This is a genomic window from Georgenia halophila (genome assembly GCF_039541595.1).
On the sequence record NZ_BAABGN010000006.1, the window covers coordinates 124,638 to 143,508 of the forward strand.

Here is an 18,871-nt window from a genome sequence, read left to right on the forward strand (position 1 = left end):
CTTCAACACGCGAACGAGCGATGATCACTTCTGCCGCCTGAGGTCAATTCGCTACGGAATTCGACGACGATGCAGTAGATCATCTGACAGCCTTCTCAATTCGGCCCTGCGCAGAGTCAGGCAACTGAACTCGCATGAACTCATTAAGTGCCGACGGCTCAGGCTCAACACGATCCGCCACAACGCGTTCGTCCCACGTTGCGTAGTCGGATGGTTCCGAAAACACGACTACGCCGATGCCGTGACGGCGCGCCTCATGGATCACCGCTTCAAGCGCAGCTGGTGGGCTCTCGCTGTCGGGAACGTGTAGAAGGACGTATGAATGGGTTGCAGCGCGACGATGGGCAAGCGCTTCGTACACAGCCGTCACGTCAATCATGTCAGCCGGCTTCACTTCGAACGTATGCACTGACAGCGTCTTCACTGGCAAGTAGGTGAACACCTGGACCTCGACGCCCACCAAATCCGGACGGGTCCATTTGCCACCCGTGTGGCGTCTGCCAGCGCGGGACGTGTCTTCAACAGCGAGATATTCGAAGCCTTTGTCGGACTGCCAGTCGCCGACGAGAACCTTGAGAAGCGGCTCGTAGAGGTCTTCTTCGGACTGCCGCCCGAGCTCCTGAGCGTTGTCCCCCGCCCCAGCCTCTGGCAGGTCGGAATCGTCGACAATGACTCTGCCAGTGGAGCCGCCCCGACCACGTCCTCGTACAGCCTTCCCGTCCTCTACGAGCCGGTCGCGTGCCTGCCAGAAGAGTTCCTTGCCTTCATCCCCGATCAGGTCGAGAGTAGCCATCAACTCTTGGTTCGGGCGGGTTTTGCCGTCGTTAGGAAGGAGGCTGAGTATTCTCTCTTCAAGGGGGGCGGGTGCTGTCTGATCGGTCAACGTAGTAGGGCCAACGGAGTCGCCGTCATCAAGAGGACCAAACTCACTCACTTCTTACCCCCTGCGGTTAATCCGCTACGGAACTCGACCACGTCGCCGTCGCGCATGACGTAGTCCTTGCCCTCCATGCGCATCTTGCCCTTGCCGCGGGCCTCCTGGATCGATCCCAGCTCGACCAGGTCGTCGAAGGAGATGATCTCCGCCTTGATGAAGCCCTTCTGGAAGTCCGTGTGGATCACGCCGGCGGCCTGCGGCGCCGTCCAGCCCTGACCGATGGTCCAGGCGCGGGCCTCCTTGGGGCCGGCGGTCAGGAAGGTCTGCAGCCCCAGGGTGCGGAACCCGACCGTGGCGAGCTGGTCGAGGCCGGACTCAGGCTGGCCGGACTCGGCGAGCATCTCGGCGGCCTCGTCCGGCTCGAGCTCGACGAGCTCGGACTCGAACTTCGCGTCGAGGAAGATCGCCTCGGCCGGCGCGACGAGCTCACGCAGCTCGGCCTGCATCGTCTCGTCCGCCAGCCCGGCGTCGTCGACGTTGAAGACGTAGATGAACGGCTTGGACGTCATGAGCTGGAAGGAGGCGACGATCTCCGGGTCGAGCCCGGCCTTCTTGGCTCCGACGGTCAGCAGTGTCCCCTGCTCGAGCACGGCGAGCGCGCCCTTGGCGGTCTCCAGGACCTGCGGCTCCGTCTTCTTGCCCCGCACCTCCTTCTCCAGGCGCGGGATGGCCTTCTCGAGCGTCTGGAGGTCGGCCAGCACGAGCTCGGTGGCGACCGTCTCGATGTCGTCCTTGGGGTCGACGGCGCCGTTGACGTGGACGACGTCGGGGTCGGCGAAGGCGCGCGTGACCTGGCAGATGGCGTCGGCCTCGCGGATGTTGGCGAGGAACTGGTTGCCCAGCCCCTCCCCCTCCGAGGCGCCCTTGACGATGCCGGCGATGTCGACGAACGAGACCGTTGCGGGGATGGTCTTCTCCGCGTCGAACATCTCGGTGAGCGTCCCCAGCCGGGGGTCCGGCAACGGCACGACGCCCACGTTGGGCTCGATCGTCGCGAACGGATAGTTCTCGGCGACGACGGTCGCGCGGGTCAGGGCGTTGAAGAGGGTGGACTTGCCGACGTTGGGCAGGCCGACGATCCCGATAGTAAGTGCCACGTGGGGGGAGTCTACGGCTGTCCGACGGCGAAGTCGGCCTCGCGCCGGCTGTCCGCCGGTCCGGTGAGCTCCATCGGGCGGCGGTGACGTCGCGCTGTGGTTGTTGCTCCCAGGACGCCGACGTGACGCCTCGGCCGACCTGCGGGGTCGTCGCCGTGTCGGAAGGGCGGTGTGGGTGGCCGCTGGCACGGTACGAGGCATGGAGACGACAACAGTCCTGGCCCTCGTGGTGGCCCTGCTCGTGGGGGCAACGCTGGGGTACACCGTCGCGCTCGTGCGCGGAGGCGCCGGCGCCGCCCGGCTGCGGGCGGACGTCGCTGGGGCGCAGGCCCGCGCCGAACGGCTCGCGGAGGAGGTGGACCAGCTCCAGGACCGCGCACGCCAGGACCAGGACGTCCTGCGCGCGCTCGCGCCGGTGCAGGCCGCGCTCAGCCAGGTGGGCGAGCACGTCGCGGAGCTGGAGAAGGAGCGCGGTCAGCAGTTCGCCGTCCTGACGGAGCAGCTCCATCACGCCCGCCGCACGGACGCGGAGCTCCAGCGGGCGACGACGCAGCTGGAGTCGGCGCTGCGGTCGACCTCCGCGAGGGGCCAGTGGGGCGAGGTCGAGCTCCGGCGCGTCCTGGAGGCGTCGGGGATGATGCGGCACATCGACTTCACGGAGCAGCGTTCGCTCGGTGCCGGCGGCTCTGGCGGCACCGGTGGCCGGCCCGACGTCGTCGTCCACCTTCCCGGCGAACGGTTCCTCGCGGTGGACGCGAAGGTGCCGATGGACGCCTACCTCGAGGCCGCCGCGCTCGGTGACCGGGCCGCCGGTGAGGACGCCGAACGTCGTGAGCGGCTGCTCGCCGCCCACGCGAAGGCGCTGCGCGGCCACGTGGACGCGCTCGCGAAACGCTCGTACCACGAGCAGCTGCCGGGCGCGCCGGAGCTCGTCATCATGTTCGTGCCTTCGGAAGGTCTGCTCTCCGCCGCGCTGGAGGCTGACCCGACGCTCCTCGAGCACGCCCTGCGCCAAGGGGTCGCGCCGACCGCGCCGGCCTCTCTGCTCGCGCTGCTGCGCACGGTCGCGTCGGTGTGGTCCACCGACCGGATCACTGCCGAGGCGGACGAGCTCCTCGAGCTCGGGCGCACCCTGCACGACCGGCTCGGCGTGGTCGCAGGCCACCTCGGTTCGCTCGGACGGTCCTTGCGGTCGAGCGTCCAGCATTACAACAAGACGGTGGCCTCGATGGAGCAGCGCCTTCTCGTGACCGCCCGCGATCTGGAGTCGCTCGGCGGGTCCGACATCGCCGTCGAGCCCGTGTCTTCTGACGACGCCCAAGTGCGCACCTTCACGGCGCCCGAGCTCGTCACCAGGGACGGCCCGTCGGACGGGTTGCTGCGCGAACGCGCGGGGTAGGCGGCCGTCACCGGGCCGGGGCCGGCGGCGCGAACGGCGGGTCATATGCCGCTGCGAGCGACCTTCGGGCACCCGTTCTGCGATCGGATGAAACACGCAGGGACCGATGGTCGTTGTCCTGTGTAGACGAAGGGTGGTGGCATGCCGGAGCACGACACGGCGACCTTGTGTGTCGTCGAGAACGAAGCAGTCGCAGACACAACCATGGCCGGGCACCGCACGGCGGAGCGGGCGGCGGCCCGTGAGCTCGTGGAGGCGGAGCGGAAGTACTGGGACCGGCTGGCACGCGCTGACACCGACAACTGAGAGCTGAGCGCAACGGACCGGTCGCGCCCAGCGGTCGCCGGCTGGTGAGTCCCACCGCGGACACCCACCCACAGACAGCGTCTTCCTGCGCGAGCATGGGTGTATGCCCCATGCCTCGACGCCCCGCCAGCTCGCCGACGCCTACGTCCACGACCTCGCCGACCTCGATCCCGGCATCGCCACCGCGCTCGGGCTTCGCCCGCACGACGACCGGATGCCGGACAACTCCCCCGTGGCGCAGCAGGCGCACGACGACCTCGCGCGCCGCGTCCTGACCGATCTCGACGGCCTCGAGGCGGCGGCCGGACCGCAGGGTCTCGACGAGACGGAGCGCCGGTGCGCAGCCCTGCTGCGGGATCGGCTCGGCATCGAGCTCGAGGCATCGGCGGCCGGGGAGCACCTGCGCGCCGTGCGGAACATCGGCTCCCCCGCGCACGGCGCCCGCTCACTGTTCCTCCTCATGCCTACCTCGACCCACGACGACTGGGCCTGCATCGCGCGCCGGATGGCCCGGTTCCCCGACGCGTACACCTCCTACGTCGACTCGCTCGAGGAGGGGCGACGGCGCAGCCTCTTCGCCGCGCCCCGCCAGGTGGAGACCCTCGTCGACCAGCTCGACGAGTGGGTCGACGCCGGAGCGGGCAGCACCTGGTTCCACGACTTCGTCAGCGCCGGTCCTGAGGACCTGCGGGCCGAGCTCACCGACGCCGCCGACACCGCCGCGAGCGCCGTCGCGGACCTTCGGGAGTATCTGCGCGCCACCTACCTGCCGGCCGCCGAGGGCACCCCGGAGGCGGTGGGTGCCGACCGCTACCTCCTCAACGCCCGACGCTGGATGGGTGCCTCGATCGATCCGGAAGAGATCTATGCCTGGGGCTGGGCCGAGTACCGCCGGATCGACGCCGAGATGCGTGGGCTCGCCGAGCAGCTGCTGCCCGGTGCCACCCCGGTCGAGGCGATGCGTCACCTCGACGAGTCGGGCCGTCGCGTCGAGGGCGTGGACGAGGTCCGAGCCTGGCTGCAGGACATGATGGACCGCGCCATCGGTGAGCTCGACGGCACGCATTTCGACATCGCCGAGCCGATCAAGACGGTCGAGGCCATGATCGCCCCACCGGGCAGCGCGGCCGCCCCGTACTACACCCGGCCCTCCATCGACTTCGCCCGGCCCGGCCGCACGTGGCTGCCCACGCTGGGGCGGACCACCTTCCCGGTCTACGACCTCGTCAGCACGTGGTACCACGAGGGTGTCCCGGGTCATCACCTCCAGCTGGCCCAGTGGGTGCACGTCGCCCCGCAGCTCTCGATCTACCAGACGACGATCGGCTCCTCCGCCGGCGCCACCGAGGGGTGGGCCCTGTATGCCGAGCGGTTCATGGACGAGCTCGGGTATCTCGACGCCGAGGAGCGGATGGGCTACCTGGACGGGCAGATGATGCGGGCCGTCCGGGTGGTGATCGATCTCGGCATGCACCTGGGCCTCAGCGTTCCGGACGACTCACCGCTGGCACCGGGCCAGACGTGGACCCCCGAGCTGGCCCTGGAGTTCTTTCGCGCGCATTCCGGGCGCCCACGGGACTTCCTCGAGTCGGAGATCGTGCGCTACCTCGGTTGGCCCGGTCAGGCGATCAGCTACAAGCTCGGCGAGCGGGCGTGGCTCGCCGGCCGCGCAGCGGCCAGGGCCGCGCACGAGGAACGGGGCGAGCCGTTCGACCTCAAGACCTGGCACATGGCCGCCCTGTCGCTGGGCGCGCTGGGGCTCGACGATCTGGAGACCGAGCTGTCCCGGCTCTGACGCCGGCGCCCGAGCTCGGTCCGGCAGACGAGGCTCAGGCCCTGGCGGCCAGCCGAGGCTCAGGCCCTGGCGGCGCGCTGACGACGCGGGTGGTCGACCTGCTGGCCCGCGGCCTTCAGGTCCGCGCGCAGGTTCTTCGGCAGCGAGAACAGGATGTCCTCCGTGGCGGTGCGGACCTCCTCGACGCCGGTGAAGCCGAGCTCTTTGAGCCGGTCGATCACCTCGCGGACCAGGATCTCCGGCACGGAGGCACCGGAGGTGAGACCCACGGTCGTCGCGCCCTCGAGCCAGGCGGGGTCGATCTCGTCGGACGTGTCCACGCGGTACGAGGCCCCGGCACCGGCGTCGAGCGCGACCTCGACCAGTCGGACGGAGTTCGAGGAGTTCGCCGACCCCACCACGATGACGACGTCGGAGTCCGGCGCGAACTCCTTGACGGCGACCTGACGGTTCTGGGTGGCGTAGCAGATGTCGTCGCTGGGCGGGTCCTGCAGGTTCGGGAACCGCTCGCGCAGCCGCCGCACGGTCTGCATGGTCTCGTCCACCGACAGGGTGGTCTGGGAGAGCCAGATGACCTTGTCGGGGTCACGGACCTCGACCTTGTCCACCTCGTGCGGGCCATTGACCACCTGGATGTGGTCCGGCGCCTCGCCGTGGGTGCCCTCGACCTCCTCGTGGCCGTCGTGCCCGATGAGGAGGATGTCGTACTCGTCGCCGGCGAAGCGGACCGCTTCCTTGTGGACCTTGGTGACCAGCGGGCAGGTCGCGTCGATGGTGGCGAGGTTCCGGGCGGCGGCCTGGGCGTGGACGGCCGGCGAGACGCCGTGGGCGGAGAACACGACCCGGGCCCCCTCGGGCACCTCGTCGGCCTCGGAGACGAAGATCGCGCCGCGCTTCGAGAGCGTCTCGACGACGAACTTGTTGTGGACGATCTCCTTGCGGACGTAGACCGGCGCCCCGTACAGCTCGAGCGCCTTCTCGACGGCGTCCACGGCCCGGTCCACGCCGGCGCAGTACCCGCGCGGCGCGGCCAGAAGGATCCGCTTGCCGTCCCGCGACGGCGTGGACTCCACCGCGTCCGGGAACGCGGAGGCGCCTGCCAGCGACACGGGTGCGGCAGCCGTCCCGGTCGTCTCGTTTGCCTGCGTCGATGTCACCCGGCAAGGGTACGTGCGGGCCGCGAACTGGTGCGAGGAGACGTGGCGCGTGGCACATGCGTGCGACGATGCCGACATGACGCGCAACCTGCTCGAGCCCGAACCGACCCTGCTGCCCGCGGAGCTGGACAGTCCCGCCCGCACCGCCCTCGACGACGGCGAGGACCCGCGGGCCGTCGCCGCCCGGAACCCCGCCACCTCGCTCGCGTGGGCCCGGCTCGCCCGCGAGGCGCTCGACGCCGGCGACGCCGTCGCGGCATACGCGTTCGCCCGCACCGGCTACCACCGCGGCCTGGACGCGTTGCGCAAGGCCGGGTGGCGCGGTGCCGGTCCCGTCCCCGCCTCGCACGTGCCCAACCAGGGCTTTCTGCTGTCGGTGCACGCCCTCGCCGAGGCCGCCGCCGCCATCGGCGAGGAGGAGGAGCACGCCCGCTGCCTGGCACTGCTCGACGACTCCGACCCGCAGGCCCGCGAGGTCCTCGGCCTGTCCTAGCCGTGGCGGAGACCCCTCAGCCTCGGCGCCTGGCCGAGCGCGCCCTGGACACGACGGCGGAGAACCCGTGGCCGCTGCGACTGCTGTCGTCGAAGATGAGCCAGTACATCGACCGGATGCCGCCGGTATGGGTCGAGGGCCAGGTCGTCCAGCTCAACCGCCGCCCCGGCGCCGGCCTGGCGTTCCTCACCCTGCGGGACACCGCCGCCGACATGTCGCTGTCGGTGACCGTCCACCCCCGCGTCCTCGCCGCGGTGACCGCGCCGCTCGACGACGGCGCGCACGTCGTCGTGCACGCCAAGCCGACGTTCTGGCCCAAGCGCGGGAGCCTGCAGCTGGAGGCCAACGAGCTGCGCGCGGTGGGTGTGGGCGAGCTGTTGGCCCGGATCGAGCACCTCAAGCGGGTCCTTGCCGCCGAGGGGCTCTTCGACGCCGACCGCAAGGTTCCCCTGCCGTTCCTGCCGGGCACCGTGGGCCTGGTGTGCGGGCGCGAGTCCAAGGCGGAGCACGACGTCGTCGTCAACGCCCGGGCACGCTGGCCGGGGCTGCAGTTCGAGACCCGTGAGGTCGCCGTCCAGGGAGCGCGCGCCGTCGAAGAGGTCAGCGCCGCCGTGTCCGAGCTCGACGCCGATCCCGCGGTCGAGGTCATCGTCGTCGCCCGCGGTGGCGGCGGCGTCGAGGACCTTCTGCCGTTCTCGAACGAGAGCCTCGTGCGGGCGGTGGCAGCGTGCCGCACCCCGCTGGTCTCCGCGATCGGTCACGAGACCGACACGCCCCTGTTCGACCTCGTCGCGGACTACCGAGCCTCCACCCCGACCGACGCGGCCCGGCGCATCGTGCCCGACGTCGCCGAGCAGCGGCGCGGGCTCGCGCAGTCGCGCGACCGCATCCGACAGGCCGTTCGAGCACGACTGCGGCGCGAGGAGGAGACGCTCGCGGCGCTGCGCTCCCGGCCGGTGCTGGCGGACCCGTACGCCGTCGTCTCCCGTCGTGAGGAGGACGTCGCGGCCGCACGGCTGGCCGCGACCCGAACCTTCTCGTGGCGGCTGGAGCGCGCCGCCGGCGACCTCGATGCCCTCCGCGGCCGGCTCCGGGCGCTCTCCCCCGCCGCTACGCTCGCGCGCGGCTACTCCGTGCTGCGGTCGCACGACGGCGACGTGATCCGCACGGCCGGTGACGTGGAGCCCGGGGACCAGCTAGAGGCGCTGCTCGCCGAGGGGCGACTGGTCGTCGAGGTCCAGGGCGACCCGGACGGCTGAGCCCGGCGTCGCACCTTCCCTAGGGGCCGACTGCGCACGGAAGAGGCCGGCTGCACACGGACGTGACGTCTCGCGGGCGTGTTGGTGAGTGGATGGGTGGTGAGCACAGGTGGAGCGGATGGAACACTGTGAGCGTGAGCCCAGACGTGAGCCCAGACGTGAGCCCAGACGTGAGCCCAGACGTGAGCCCAGACGTGAGCCCAGACGTGAGAGCCGACGTGGCAGACCTCAGCTACGAGCAGGCACGTGACGAGCTGATCGAGGTGGTGCGACGGCTGGAGGCCGGCTCCACGTCCCTCGAAGACGCGCTCGCCCTGTGGGAGCGCGGCGAGGCGCTCGCCACGCGCTGCCAGACGTGGCTGGACGGGGCTCGCTCGCGGCTCGACACCGCCCGCGCGGAGAAGACCGGCAGCGCCGAGGACCACCGTTCCGGCACGGCCCGCGAGGCCGCCCTCGACGATGCCGCCGCCGCCCTGGACCCGGAGGAGGACGACGCCCGATGAGCAACATGACGCCGGAAGGCCCGACGCCGCCCGACGGGGCGGAGCCCCCCATGGAGGCCGGCCAGGCACCGGGCGGCAGCGGCGAGCCGGTCGAGCGGTCCGAGAAGGCCCCCGCGGTTCACGACCCGGTGCGCCCGGAGCACGATCCAGAGCTCGACGAGGGGCCCAAGCCACTCACGACACCCGCGTACGGGCACGACGACGGGCCGGACCCCGACTCCGCACTGGTCATCGGAGAGGCGCTCATCGACATCGTCGAACGCGCCGGCGAGGACCCGGTCGAGCACCCGGGCGGCTCCCCCGCCAACGTGGCGCTCGGTCTCGCCCGCCTCGGCCGCGACGTCGAGCTCGTGACCTGGTTCGGCACGGACGCACACGGCGCCACGCTGCGCGGCCACCTCGAGCGCGAGAACATCCGGCTCTCCGCCGCGAGCTCCCGCGCACCGCGCACCTCGACCGCTCGCGCCAACCTCGACGCCTCCGGCGCCGCCACGTACGTTTTCGACCTCGACTGGTCACCACCGGTTCAGGAGCCGGACCGCACGCCGCTGGTGGTGCACACCGGATCGATCGCCGCCGTTCTCGAGCCGGGAGCCGAGGCGGTCACGGAGATGGTCGACCGGCACCGCGGTGGCGCGACGATCACCTACGACCCCAACATCCGGCCGCACATCATGACCGACCACCCGAGGACCTGCGGCGCGGTCGAGCGCCTCGTGGCGCGAGCGGACGTCGTGAAGGTCTCCGACGAGGACCTCGCTTGGCTCTACCCGGACGAGGACCCGCTCGCCACGGCACGGCGATGGGCGGACGACGGGCCCGCGCTCGTGTGCGTGACGCGCGGCGCCGAGGGCTCCTGGGCGCGCACCGCCCAGGGTCTCGAGCTCGTGGCACCGCCCCGGCCCGTCGAGGTCGCCGACACCGTGGGCGCAGGCGACTCGTACATGTCGGCCCTGCTGGACGGACTCTGGTCGGCGAAGCTGCTGGGCGCCAGCCGCCGGATCGCCCTCGCGGCCGCCGACGAGCCCGTCCTGCGGCGGGTGCTCGACCACGCCGCGCACGTCGCCGCGATCACGGTCGCCCGCGCGGGAGCCAACCCTCCGAACCGGGCCGAGCTGACGCTCGACTGAAGAACCCCGCCGGCGCCGCGCGGAAACGACGTCTCACCGCGGCGACGACCCTGTCACCGAGGCGGGTGAGCGGCACGCGAGTCCTCAGCTCTCGGCGGTGGCCGGCGCCTCCTCCCGCTCGGCCCGCTTGCGGGCGCGCTCCATGGCCCGGCGGCGCTGCTCGCGCGCGTCTTCGTCGAGCCGCGCCGCCCGCTCGGCGTCGTGGGTGAGGTTCTCGCCGGTGGCCGGGTCGAAGACGTACAGCGACGACCGCTCGAACGACAGCTCGGCCACCTCCCCCTCGCGCACCGGGGACAGGGCGTCGAGCGCGATGACGATCTGGGTGCGCATGCCCTCCCCGTCGAGCTCGCGGTCGAGCTCGTCGAGCTGCTCCTTGACGGCCTGGTGGGTCTGGAACGGGACGTAGGCGTAGAGCACCTCGCCCATCCACTCGGTGACGTCGACGTCGGCGTCGAAGCGCACCTCGCGCTCGCCGCCCGTCCCGGTCTCGGCGAAGGCGTCCGGGCGGATGCCGACGATGACGAGGTCCCGGTCGCCGACGGCGGCCCGCAGCCGGTCGTCGAGCGGTACGTCCACCATGGGCAGGGCGAGCACGTCGCCGCGGACCTCGCCGGGCACGAAGTTCATCGGCGGCGAGCCGATGAACCCGGCCACGAACAGGTTGACCGGCTGGTCGTAGAGGCCGCGCGGGCTGGCCACCTGCTGCAGCTCGCCCCGGCGCAGGACTGCCACCCGGTCCCCCAGGGTCATCGCCTCCGTCTGGTCGTGGGTGACGTACACGGTGGTCGTCGCGAGCGCACGCTGCAGCCGGGCGATCTCGGTGCGCATCTGGCCGCGGAGCTTCGCGTCGAGGTTGGACAGGGGCTCGTCGAACAGGAAGGCCTGGGCCTCGCGCACGATCGCCCGCCCCATCGCGACGCGCTGGCGCTGGCCGCCGGAGAGGTTCGCGGGCTTGCGCTCCAGGTGGTCGTCCAGCTCGAGCAGCCGCGAGGCCCTGCGCACCTTCGCGTCGATCTCCTCCTCCGAGAAGGCGCCGCGCTGCAGCCGCAGCGGGAAGGCGATGTTCTCGTAGACCGTCAGGTGCGGGTAGAGGGCGTAGTTCTGGAACACCATCGCCAGGTCGCGGTCGCGCGGCGCCTTGTCGTTGACGACCTCCTCGCCGATGCGCAGGTCGCCGTCGCTGATGTCCTCGAGGCCGACGATCATGCGCAGGATGGTGGACTTCCCGCAGCCGGACGGCCCGACGAGGATGACGAACTCACCGTCCGCGATGTCCAGGTCGACACCCTTCACGGCCGTGTACCCGTCCGGGTAGGTCTTGACGATGTTGTCCAGCGTGATCGACGCCATGGGGGCCTCCTGTCGTGCGAAAGCGGGTCAGCCCTTGACGGCGCCCTGGGTCAGGCCGGAGACGATCCGGCGTTGGAAGAGCATCACGACGACGACCACGGGGATCGTGACGACGACGGCTGCGGCGGAGATGGCGCCCGTCGGCTGCTCGAACTGGGATGCGCCGGTGAAGAAGGCGAGCGCGGCCGGGACCGGACGTGCCGCCGTCGTCGAGGTCAGCGAGATGCCGTAGACGAAGTCGTTCCAGGCGATGAAGAACGCGATGATCGCCGTGGTGAAGACGCCCGGCGCGGCGAGCGGCACGACCGCCTTGCGGAACGCCTGCCAGGTGGTGGCGCCGTCGACCTGGGCCGCCTGCTCGAGCTCCCACGGGATCTGCCGGAAGAACGCGGCCAGCGTCCAGATCGAGATCGGGAGCGTCAGCGACAGGTACGGGATGATCAGGCCGAGCCAGGTGTCGTACAGGCCGATCAGCCGCCACAGGTTGAACAGCGGCGTGACGATCGAGATCACCGGGAATACGGACACCGCGAGCGCAGTGGTCAGGATCAGCTTCTTGCCGGAGAAGTCCAGGCGGGCGATCGCGTAGGCGGCGAAGGTGGACAGCACCACGGCGATGACGGTCGCGATCAGGGTGATCCCGATCGAGTTGCGCAGCGCGGGCAGGAACAGGTCCTGGGCGCTGCCGCCCGGGGCGAGGATCGACGCGTAGTTCTCCCACGTCCACTCGGGCGGCAGGAACGTACCCGCGAAGAGGCCCGCCTGGGTTTTGAAGGACGTCATGAGGATCGAGGCCACGGGCAGCAGCGACCACACCAGCACGACGACGGTGATGGCCGCCCAGGCCAGCTTCTGCTTGCCGGTCATCCCGCGCATCGCTCAGTCTCCCCTCGTGCTGGCCAGATCGACCTTGAAACCCTTGATCGCGACGAAGCTGATGATCAGCACGCAGGCGAACAGGAGCACGGAGACCGTCGAGCCCAGGCCGATCTCGAGTCGGCTGATCGAGACGTCGTAGGCCAGCAAGGACAGCACCTCGGTGTTGTTGGCCCCGTTCGTCATGATGAAGACGTTGTCGAAGATCCGGAACGCCTCGAGCGCGCGGAAGAGGACGGCCACCATGATGGCCGCCTTCATGTTCGGCAGGATCACCTTGCGCAGCACCTGCCAGGGCGTGGCGCCGTCGACCCGCGCGGCCTCCTCGAGGTCGCCCGGCACCTGCGCCAGGCCGGAGAGCAGCAGCAACGAGATGAACGGCGTCGTCTTCCACACCTCGGAGGCGATGATGACGAACAACGAGGTGCCCTGGGAGGCGAACCAGTTCAGGTTCTCGGTGATGCCCGGCAGCCAGCTGAACCAGTTGTTGACGTAGCCGCCGGAGTTGATGTCGAAGGCGTAGAACCAGGCGAACGCCGAGACGACCGTGATGATCCCGTAGGGCACGAGGATCGCGGTGCGCAGCAGGCCCCGCAGCTTGGTGATGGCGCGGTGCATGACCATGGCGAGGCCGAACCCGAGGATGAGCTCGACGACGACGGTCACCACGGTGATGAACGCGGTCACCCCGAGCGACTGCCAGAAGACCGGGTCGGACAGCACGACGGCGTAGTTGCCCAGGCCGACCAGCTCACGCTCGCCCGGAGCGGTGAGGCGGTAGTTGAACAGCGAGTCGTAGACCGCCTGCAGGATCGGGTACAGGGTGACGGCCAGCATGATCACGAATGCCGGTCCGGCGAGCATCCAGCCGAGGCGTTGCTCGGAACGTGTGCGGGCGGATCCGCGCGAGCCGGACCGCCGAGCAGCGACGTGCCCGCCGCGGCCGGGACGTGGTGCCGTTGTCGTGCTCACAGCAGACTCTCCCCTCGCAGGACTGCGGTGATCAGCCGCTCCGCCTCGGCCGGGGTGTCCTGGTTGACGGCGCGCGGCGGGTGCCAGGTCTCTTGCAGCCCCAGCGAGACCTCGTTGTACCGCGGCGTCTTCGGCCGCGGCACGGCCTGCTCCAGCGAGTCCCGGATGGTGTCGGCCATCGGGTAGAGCTCCTGGACCTCCGCGTTGTCGTAGGCCTGCTCCGCCGACGGCGGGTTGCCGTTGGTGACGAAGTACCAGGCCTGGTGCTCGGGCCGGACGATGCAGGAGATCGCGTCGTAGGCGAGGTCGGGGTGCTCGCCGAACGCGCCGACGCCGAGGTTGATGCCACCGACCGGCGGTGCCGCCTCGGTGCCCTCGTCGACCCGAGGGTAGCTGGCCCACCCGATGTCCTGACGCAGGTCGGGGTCGGCCTCGCCGATGGCCGCCCAGACGAACGGCCAGTTGACCATGAAGGATCCGCGCTCGCCCTGGAACAGGTTCATCGAGGCGTTCTCGTTGGCGGTGGGCAGGCCCGGCCCGCCGAGCCCCTCGTCGCCGATGGTGCCGATGATCTGCGCAGCGGCACGGCCCGCGTCGCTGTCCAGCCCGAGCCGGATCTCGGCGGCGGGCGCCTCCGGATTCTCGATGATGTCGCCGCCGGCGGAGGCGACGAGCGCGTTGATCCACACGGTCAGGGACTCCGCCTTGGTGCCCTGAACACCGAGGTCCTTGTCCTGCTCCGCGGCCGCCGACATGATCTGCTCCCACGTCACCGTCCCGGTCATGTCCAGCCCGGCGGCCTCGGCCACCGACTTGCGGTACCAGAGCAGCTGAGTGTTCGCCCAGAACGGGACGGCGACGAGCTCGTCGTCCCACGTGGCGCTGTCGACCGCACCCTGCACGACTCCTTCGGTGCTCTGCAGGTCCTCCGGGACCGGAGCGAGGAAGCCCGGCTCGGCCAGCTCGGGGATGTAGGGCGGGTCGAGGCTCATGATGTCGATCGAGGAGTCGCCGGCCGCCAGCCGGCGCGCCAGCTGCTCGCGCTGGGACGCGGCGTCCCGCGGCAGCAGGGACGTCTCGATGCGGTACTCGCCGTCGGCTTCCTCGGAGCACCGACGTGCCAGCTCGGCCTGCCCGCCGGCGTCGGGGTTGATGTACCACGTGAGCACGGGCGGGCCCGAGTCCTGCGCGCAGGACGCCAGGCTCGCCCCCACGGCCAGCGCGAGCACGGTCGCCACCATCCGACGTCGCACGGGCCCTCCTTCGTCCAGCCCGCCCGCGAGGAGCGGGCGGCTCAAGGAAACACCCGTTCGCCGCACTTCGCATCCGCTCGTGCGCGGGCCGTCCGTTCGGCGGGCACCGCAGACGGTGGAGGCGAGCCGGTGCCAAGATGGAGCCGTGGATCTGACCAGCACGAGCACCGGCCCTACCCCGACCCAGGCGTGGCAGCGACTCCGGGAGGGCAACGCCCGGTTCGTCGCCGACGCGATGGAGCACCCGTCCCAGAGCGCCGACCGGCGCGCCGCCGTCGCCGGGCAGCAGCACCCGTGGGCCGTCATCCTCGGGTGCTCGGACTCGCGGGCGGCGGCCGAGATCATCTTCGACCAGGGTCTCGGCGACCTGTTCGTCGTGCGGACCGCCGGGCACGTGCTCGACTCCTCGGTCATCGGCTCGGTGGAGTACGGCGTCGACATCCTCGGGGCTCCCCTTGTCGTGGTCCTCGGCCACGACCGCTGCGGGGCCGTCACCGCGGCCGCGGACGCCCTGCTGACCGGCCGGATGCCGTCCGGGTTCGTGCGCACCGTCGTCGACCGGGTCATCCCGTCGCTGCTCACCCACGCCGAGCTGCGGCCGGAGGCTCCCGAGGCGGCCGCTACCGAGGACCGCAGCGGGCGCCGGCTGACCCTGCCCGACGACGACACGCTGCGACGCAATCACGTCCGCGCGACGGTGCAGATGCTTCGTGACTACTCCTCCGTCCTCGCCGATGGGGTGGCGGCCGGCCGGTGCGCCGTCGTCGGCGTGGAGTATGCCCTCGCGGACGGCACGGCCCACCTCGTCGACCACCTCGGAGAGCTGGGCGACCCGGCGGACCGCTGACGCTCGACGAGCCACCCTCCGCGACTCAGGCGACGACGAGGTAGCTCGCCGAGACGACGGTCAGTCCCATGACGAGCTTGTCGAAGAGCCGGAAGTCCAGGCGGCGTGCGATCACCCGCCCGGTCAGCGCACCGACGACGACGGCCGGCACGAGGAACAGGTCCAGCCGCAGCGTCGCGGTGTCGATCAGTCCGAGGGAGATCGAGAACGGCGTCTTCGCGAGGTTCACCGCGAAGAAGAACCACGCTGCGGTGCCGAGGAACCGGTTGACGGACGTGCTGGCGGTCAGGAAGTACAGCGACATCACCGGCCCGGCGGCGTTGGCCACCATCGTGGTGAAGCCGCCGAGCGTCCCGTAGCCGAGCGTGAGGGCTCTCCGGCGGCCCTTGCCGGTGCCGTGCGCCGGGTCGGCCGGTGCCGTGCCGTCCGTCGCACCCACGCGGTCACGACGACTCCGGCGCCAGCGCTGGACCAGGTTGAGCGCGATGAGTGACAGCAGCACGATGCCGATCGTGCGGCGCACGCCCTCGTTGTCGGCGACCGCCAGGAACGCCGTGCCGGCGAGCACGCCGACGATCACCGGTGGGGCGAGCCGACGCAGCATGGCGAGGTCGGCGTGCGCGCGGTAGATCCAGACCGCGAAGAGGTCGCCGACGATCAGCAGGACCAGCAGCGCGCCGGTCGAGGCCCGCGCCGGCAGGGCGGCGGCGAACAGGGCGACGGCGAGCGTCCCGCCGCCCGGGAGCGCCGTCTTGGCGAGCCCCACAAGCAACGCCCCGACGGTGAGGAGCGCCCACGTGGGGCCGGCGAGCTCGGGCACGGCCCGAGCCTCCCATCCTCGCCGCCGGGGCGGCCGGACGTGTCAGGACGCGGTCAGATCTCGATGCCCTCCAGCATGTGCGTCACCAGCGCCGAGATCGCCGATCGCTCGGACCGGGTGAGCGTCACGTGCGCGAAGAGGTCCTTGCCCTTGAGCGCCTCCACCACGGCGGCGACACCGTCGTGGCGGCCCACCCGCAGGTTGTCGCGCTGGGCGATGTCGTGGGTGAGAACCACCTTGGAGTTCTGACCGATCCGGGACAGCACGGTCAGCAGCACGTTGCGCTCGAGCGACTGCCCCTCGTCGACGATGACCCAGGCGTCGTGCAGGGATCGGCCACGGATGTGGGTCAGCGGCAGCACCTCGAGCATGCCGCGGCTCATGACCTCGTCGAGCACCTCCGGAGCCACCAGCGCACCGAGGGTGTCGTAGACGGCCTCGGTCCACGGGTTCATCTTCTCGTTCTGGTCGCCGGGCAGGTACCCGAGCTCCTGCCCGCCGACGGCGTACAGCGGCCGGAACACGATCACCTTGCGGTGCTCGCGACGCTCCATGACCGCCTCCAGGCCGGCGCACAGCGCCATCGCCGACTTGCCGGTTCCGGCGCTGCCGCCCAGCGAGACGATGCCGATGTCGGGGTTGGTGAGGTGGTCGAGGGCGATGCGCTGCTCGGCGCTGCGCCCGCGGAGGCCGAAGACCTCGCGATCTCCCTTGATGAGCTTGAGCGTGCCGTTCGCGGCAACGCGTCCGAGGGCCGAGCCTCCCGGGGAGTGCAGGACGGTCCCGGTGTTCAGGGGAGCGTCCTCGAGCTTCTCCGGCGTCGCCAGATCGCCGATCGTGAGCCTGCCGGCGTCCCACAGCCCACTCATCTCGGAGTCGGTGAGCTCTCCCGTCGTCATGCCGGTGTAGCCGGAGTCGACGACCTGCTGGGCGCGGTACTCCTCGGCATGCAGACCGACGGCGGAGGCCTTGACCCGCATGGGCAGGTCCTTGGAGACCACGGTGACGTCGTGGCCCTCGGCGGCCAGGTTCGCGGCGACGGCGAGGATGCGGGTGTCGTTGTCACCCAGACGAAGCCCCGAGGGCAGCACCTGGTCGCTGGAGTGGTTCAGCTCGACACGGACGGTACCGCCGTCGTCACCGACCGATACCGGCTGGTCGAGCTTGCCGTTGCGGACGCGCAGCTCGTCCAGGAGCCGGAGCGCGCTGCGGGCGAAGTAGCCCAGCTCGCTGTGGTGACGCTTCGCCTCCAGCTCGGTGATGACGACCACCGGCAGGACGACGTCGTGCTCCGCGAATCGGAGCATCGCCCGCGGATCCGACAGGAGCACGGAGGTGTCCAGCACATAGGTCCGCAGCGCGGTACCCGTGGGCTCGGCGACGCCGAAGTCCTCGGCGACGTCCGTACGGGGGGGTACGTCGAGGTTCTGGGGTGCGCTGACGATGGGGTCGATGCTCACGAGGGCTCCCTCCGGCGCGCGTGGCGCCGACTCAGCTGCGCCTGCTGGCCGCACGTGACGTGCGGCTGCCCGGGCACGGTGGTTGGGGCGGTGGTCCGGCCCTGGAGGGACCGGCGGCCCCTCCCGTCCGCAGCGGGCTGCTGCATGGGCTGACCTCCCGGAGGACGACCGGTGTGCCGTCCGTCACAGGTGACGCTACGACCGCGTGAGCGTCATCCGCCCGCGACACGCCCGACACGGTGGGCTCGGCGCACGATGCACGCTCACCGGAAACCCAACGTTCACACTCGGCCCTCCAGTCACACCGGACACGGCGTGGTCAGCGCCCGAGGCGACGCTCTCGCTGGGCGTAGTCACGCAGCGCGCGCAGGAAGTCCACGCGTCGGAAGTCGGGCCAGTAGGCCTCGCAGAAGTAGTACTCGCTGTGCACCGACTGCCACAGCAGGAACCCGCCGATGCGCTGCTCGCCCGAGGTGCGGATGACCAGGTCCGGATCGGGCTGACCCTTGGTGTAGAGGTGGTCGGCGATGTCGGCGACGGTCAGGCCGGCCGCGACCGACTCGAGCGACTCGTCCGCCCTGGCGCGCTCCCGCAGGAGCGAGCGCACGGCGTCGGCGATCTCGTCGCGTCCGCCGTAGCCGATCGCGACGTTGACCTGCATGCCGGACGCCTCCTGCGTGCGCCTCTCCGCGGCCCGGAGGCGGTCCGCGACCCCCTGGGGCAGCAGCTCGAAGGAGCCCACGTGCTTCAGGCGCCACTGACCGTCCGCCGCGACCGTCTCGACGGCGGTCGCGATGATGTCGAGGAGGTCGCTGACCTCGTCGGGGTCTCGCTTGAGGTTGTCGGTGGATAGCATCCACAGGGTGACGACCTCGACGCCGACCTCCGCGGACCACTCGAGCAGCTCGGTGATCTTGTCGGCGCCCCGACGGTGACCGTGCGCGGCCGGCATGCCGACGGCGCGTGCCCAGCGGCGGTTTCCGTCCAGCATGACGCCGACGTGGCGGGGAATCCGACGAGAATCAAGTGCAGCGAGCAACCGTCGCTCGTACAGCTTGTACAGCAGGTCGGGCTCTCGCATGCCGCCTGATCGCTCCCTTCACGGCGTGTGGCGACCCCGCGCCGCCACGGCTGCGCGGGCGCAGCGGCCCTCGCTGTGGCGAGGTTACAGCCGTGCACGTCAGGCTTGTGTGAGGGATTCGTGACCGGTGCTACCT

The 18,871-nt window shown here is 70.9% G+C and carries 18 protein-coding genes; 8 read left to right on the forward strand and 10 right to left on the reverse strand.

Features of this window, described 5'->3' with window-relative positions; genetic code table 11:
- Positions 1–79: 79 nt before the first annotated feature.
- The gene (locus ABD907_RS07765) at positions 80–883 is read right to left on the reverse strand and encodes a hypothetical protein (RefSeq protein ID WP_345215676.1); all 804 of its coding nucleotides are present in this window, start codon (positions 881–883) and stop codon (positions 80–82) included.
- Between the two features lie 47 nt (positions 884–930).
- Positions 931–2,034: a redox-regulated ATPase YchF gene (gene ychF, locus ABD907_RS07770; RefSeq protein WP_345215677.1), complete on the reverse strand. Its 1,104-nt coding sequence runs from the start codon at positions 2,032–2,034 to the stop codon at positions 931–933.
- Positions 2,035–2,233: 199 nt separating this feature from the next.
- On the opposite strand from ychF, the gene ABD907_RS07775 reads away from it, so the two are divergent.
- The 3 genes from ABD907_RS07775 to ABD907_RS07785 all read left to right on the forward strand — a co-directional run bounded on the left by ABD907_RS07775 (position 2,234) and on the right by ABD907_RS07785 (position 5,534).
- On the forward strand, positions 2,234–3,433 hold the full coding sequence (locus ABD907_RS07775; protein ID WP_345215678.1) for a DNA recombination protein RmuC: 1,200 nt from the start codon (positions 2,234–2,236) through the stop codon (positions 3,431–3,433).
- 141 nt (positions 3,434–3,574) lie between these two features.
- Positions 3,575–3,739, forward strand: a complete 165-nt coding sequence (locus ABD907_RS07780) for a hypothetical protein (RefSeq protein WP_345215679.1) — start codon at positions 3,575–3,577, stop codon at positions 3,737–3,739.
- A 103-nt stretch (positions 3,740–3,842) separates the two neighbouring features.
- Positions 3,843–5,534 (forward strand): DUF885 domain-containing protein, encoded by a 1,692-nt coding sequence (locus tag ABD907_RS07785; protein WP_345215680.1) that lies wholly within the window; start codon positions 3,843–3,845, stop codon positions 5,532–5,534.
- Between the two features lie 59 nt (positions 5,535–5,593).
- On the opposite strand, the gene ABD907_RS07790 is transcribed toward ABD907_RS07785, so the two are convergent.
- Positions 5,594–6,691, reverse strand: a complete 1,098-nt coding sequence (locus tag ABD907_RS07790; protein WP_425555723.1) for a 4-hydroxy-3-methylbut-2-enyl diphosphate reductase — start codon at positions 6,689–6,691, stop codon at positions 5,594–5,596.
- A gap of 76 nt (positions 6,692–6,767) precedes the next feature.
- Here ABD907_RS07790 and ABD907_RS07795 point away from each other — a divergent pair, with 76 nt between their 5' ends.
- The 4 genes from ABD907_RS07795 (at position 6,768) to ABD907_RS07810 (ending at position 10,076) form a co-directional block, all read left to right on the forward strand.
- Positions 6,768–7,184: a DUF3151 domain-containing protein gene (locus tag ABD907_RS07795; RefSeq protein ID WP_345215681.1), complete on the forward strand. Its 417-nt coding sequence runs from the start codon at positions 6,768–6,770 to the stop codon at positions 7,182–7,184.
- Positions 7,185–7,186: 2 nt separating this feature from the next.
- Positions 7,187–8,443, forward strand: a complete 1,257-nt coding sequence (gene xseA / locus ABD907_RS07800; protein ID WP_345215682.1) for an exodeoxyribonuclease VII large subunit — start codon at positions 7,187–7,189, stop codon at positions 8,441–8,443.
- Between the two features lie 206 nt (positions 8,444–8,649).
- Positions 8,650–8,946: an exodeoxyribonuclease VII small subunit gene (locus ABD907_RS07805; protein ID WP_425555724.1), complete on the forward strand. Its 297-nt coding sequence runs from the start codon at positions 8,650–8,652 to the stop codon at positions 8,944–8,946.
- On the forward strand, positions 8,943–10,076 hold the full coding sequence (locus tag ABD907_RS07810; protein WP_345215683.1) for a carbohydrate kinase family protein: 1,134 nt from the start codon (positions 8,943–8,945) through the stop codon (positions 10,074–10,076). The genes ABD907_RS07805 and ABD907_RS07810 overlap by 4 nt, the downstream gene beginning before the upstream one ends.
- 84 nt (positions 10,077–10,160) lie before the next feature.
- Here the strand turns inward: ABD907_RS07810 and ABD907_RS07815 are convergent, their stop codons facing one another.
- Genes ABD907_RS07815 through ABD907_RS07830 form a run of 4 tightly spaced genes read right to left on the reverse strand, consistent with a single transcriptional unit; the run spans position 10,161 to position 14,527 of the window.
- Entirely contained in the window at positions 10,161–11,426 is a 1,266-nt protein-coding gene (locus ABD907_RS07815; RefSeq protein ID WP_345215684.1) for an ABC transporter ATP-binding protein, read from the reverse strand.
- 27 nt (positions 11,427–11,453) lie between these two features.
- Complete coding sequence (locus ABD907_RS07820) at positions 11,454–12,293, reverse strand: carbohydrate ABC transporter permease (RefSeq protein ID WP_425555726.1); 840 nt, start codon at positions 12,291–12,293, stop codon at positions 11,454–11,456.
- A gap of 12 nt (positions 12,294–12,305) precedes the next feature.
- Entirely contained in the window at positions 12,306–13,274 is a 969-nt protein-coding gene (locus tag ABD907_RS07825; protein ID WP_345215686.1) for a carbohydrate ABC transporter permease, read from the reverse strand.
- Positions 13,271–14,527, reverse strand: coding sequence for an extracellular solute-binding protein (locus ABD907_RS07830; protein ID WP_345215687.1), 1,257 nt, complete (start codon positions 14,525–14,527; stop codon positions 13,271–13,273). Before ABD907_RS07830 ends, ABD907_RS07825 begins: the two co-directional genes overlap by 4 nt.
- A 151-nt stretch (positions 14,528–14,678) precedes the next feature.
- Between ABD907_RS07830 and ABD907_RS07835 the strand changes: the two genes are divergently transcribed.
- Entirely contained in the window at positions 14,679–15,374 is a 696-nt protein-coding gene (locus ABD907_RS07835) for a carbonic anhydrase (protein WP_345215736.1), read from the forward strand.
- A gap of 25 nt (positions 15,375–15,399) precedes the next feature.
- On the opposite strand, the gene ABD907_RS07840 is transcribed toward ABD907_RS07835, so the two are convergent.
- From ABD907_RS07840 to ABD907_RS07850, 3 genes are all read right to left on the reverse strand, one after another.
- Positions 15,400–16,194 (reverse strand): sulfite exporter TauE/SafE family protein, encoded by a 795-nt coding sequence (locus ABD907_RS07840; protein WP_345215688.1) that lies wholly within the window; start codon positions 16,192–16,194, stop codon positions 15,400–15,402.
- Between the two features lie 53 nt (positions 16,195–16,247).
- Entirely contained in the window at positions 16,248–17,501 is a 1,254-nt protein-coding gene (phoH2, locus tag ABD907_RS07845; protein ID WP_425555727.1) for an RNA 5'-3' helicase PhoH2, read from the reverse strand.
- Positions 17,502–17,973: 472 nt separating this feature from the next.
- Positions 17,974–18,735: an isoprenyl transferase gene (locus tag ABD907_RS07850; protein ID WP_345215689.1), complete on the reverse strand. Its 762-nt coding sequence runs from the start codon at positions 18,733–18,735 to the stop codon at positions 17,974–17,976.
- Between the last annotated feature and the right edge of the window lie 136 nt (positions 18,736–18,871).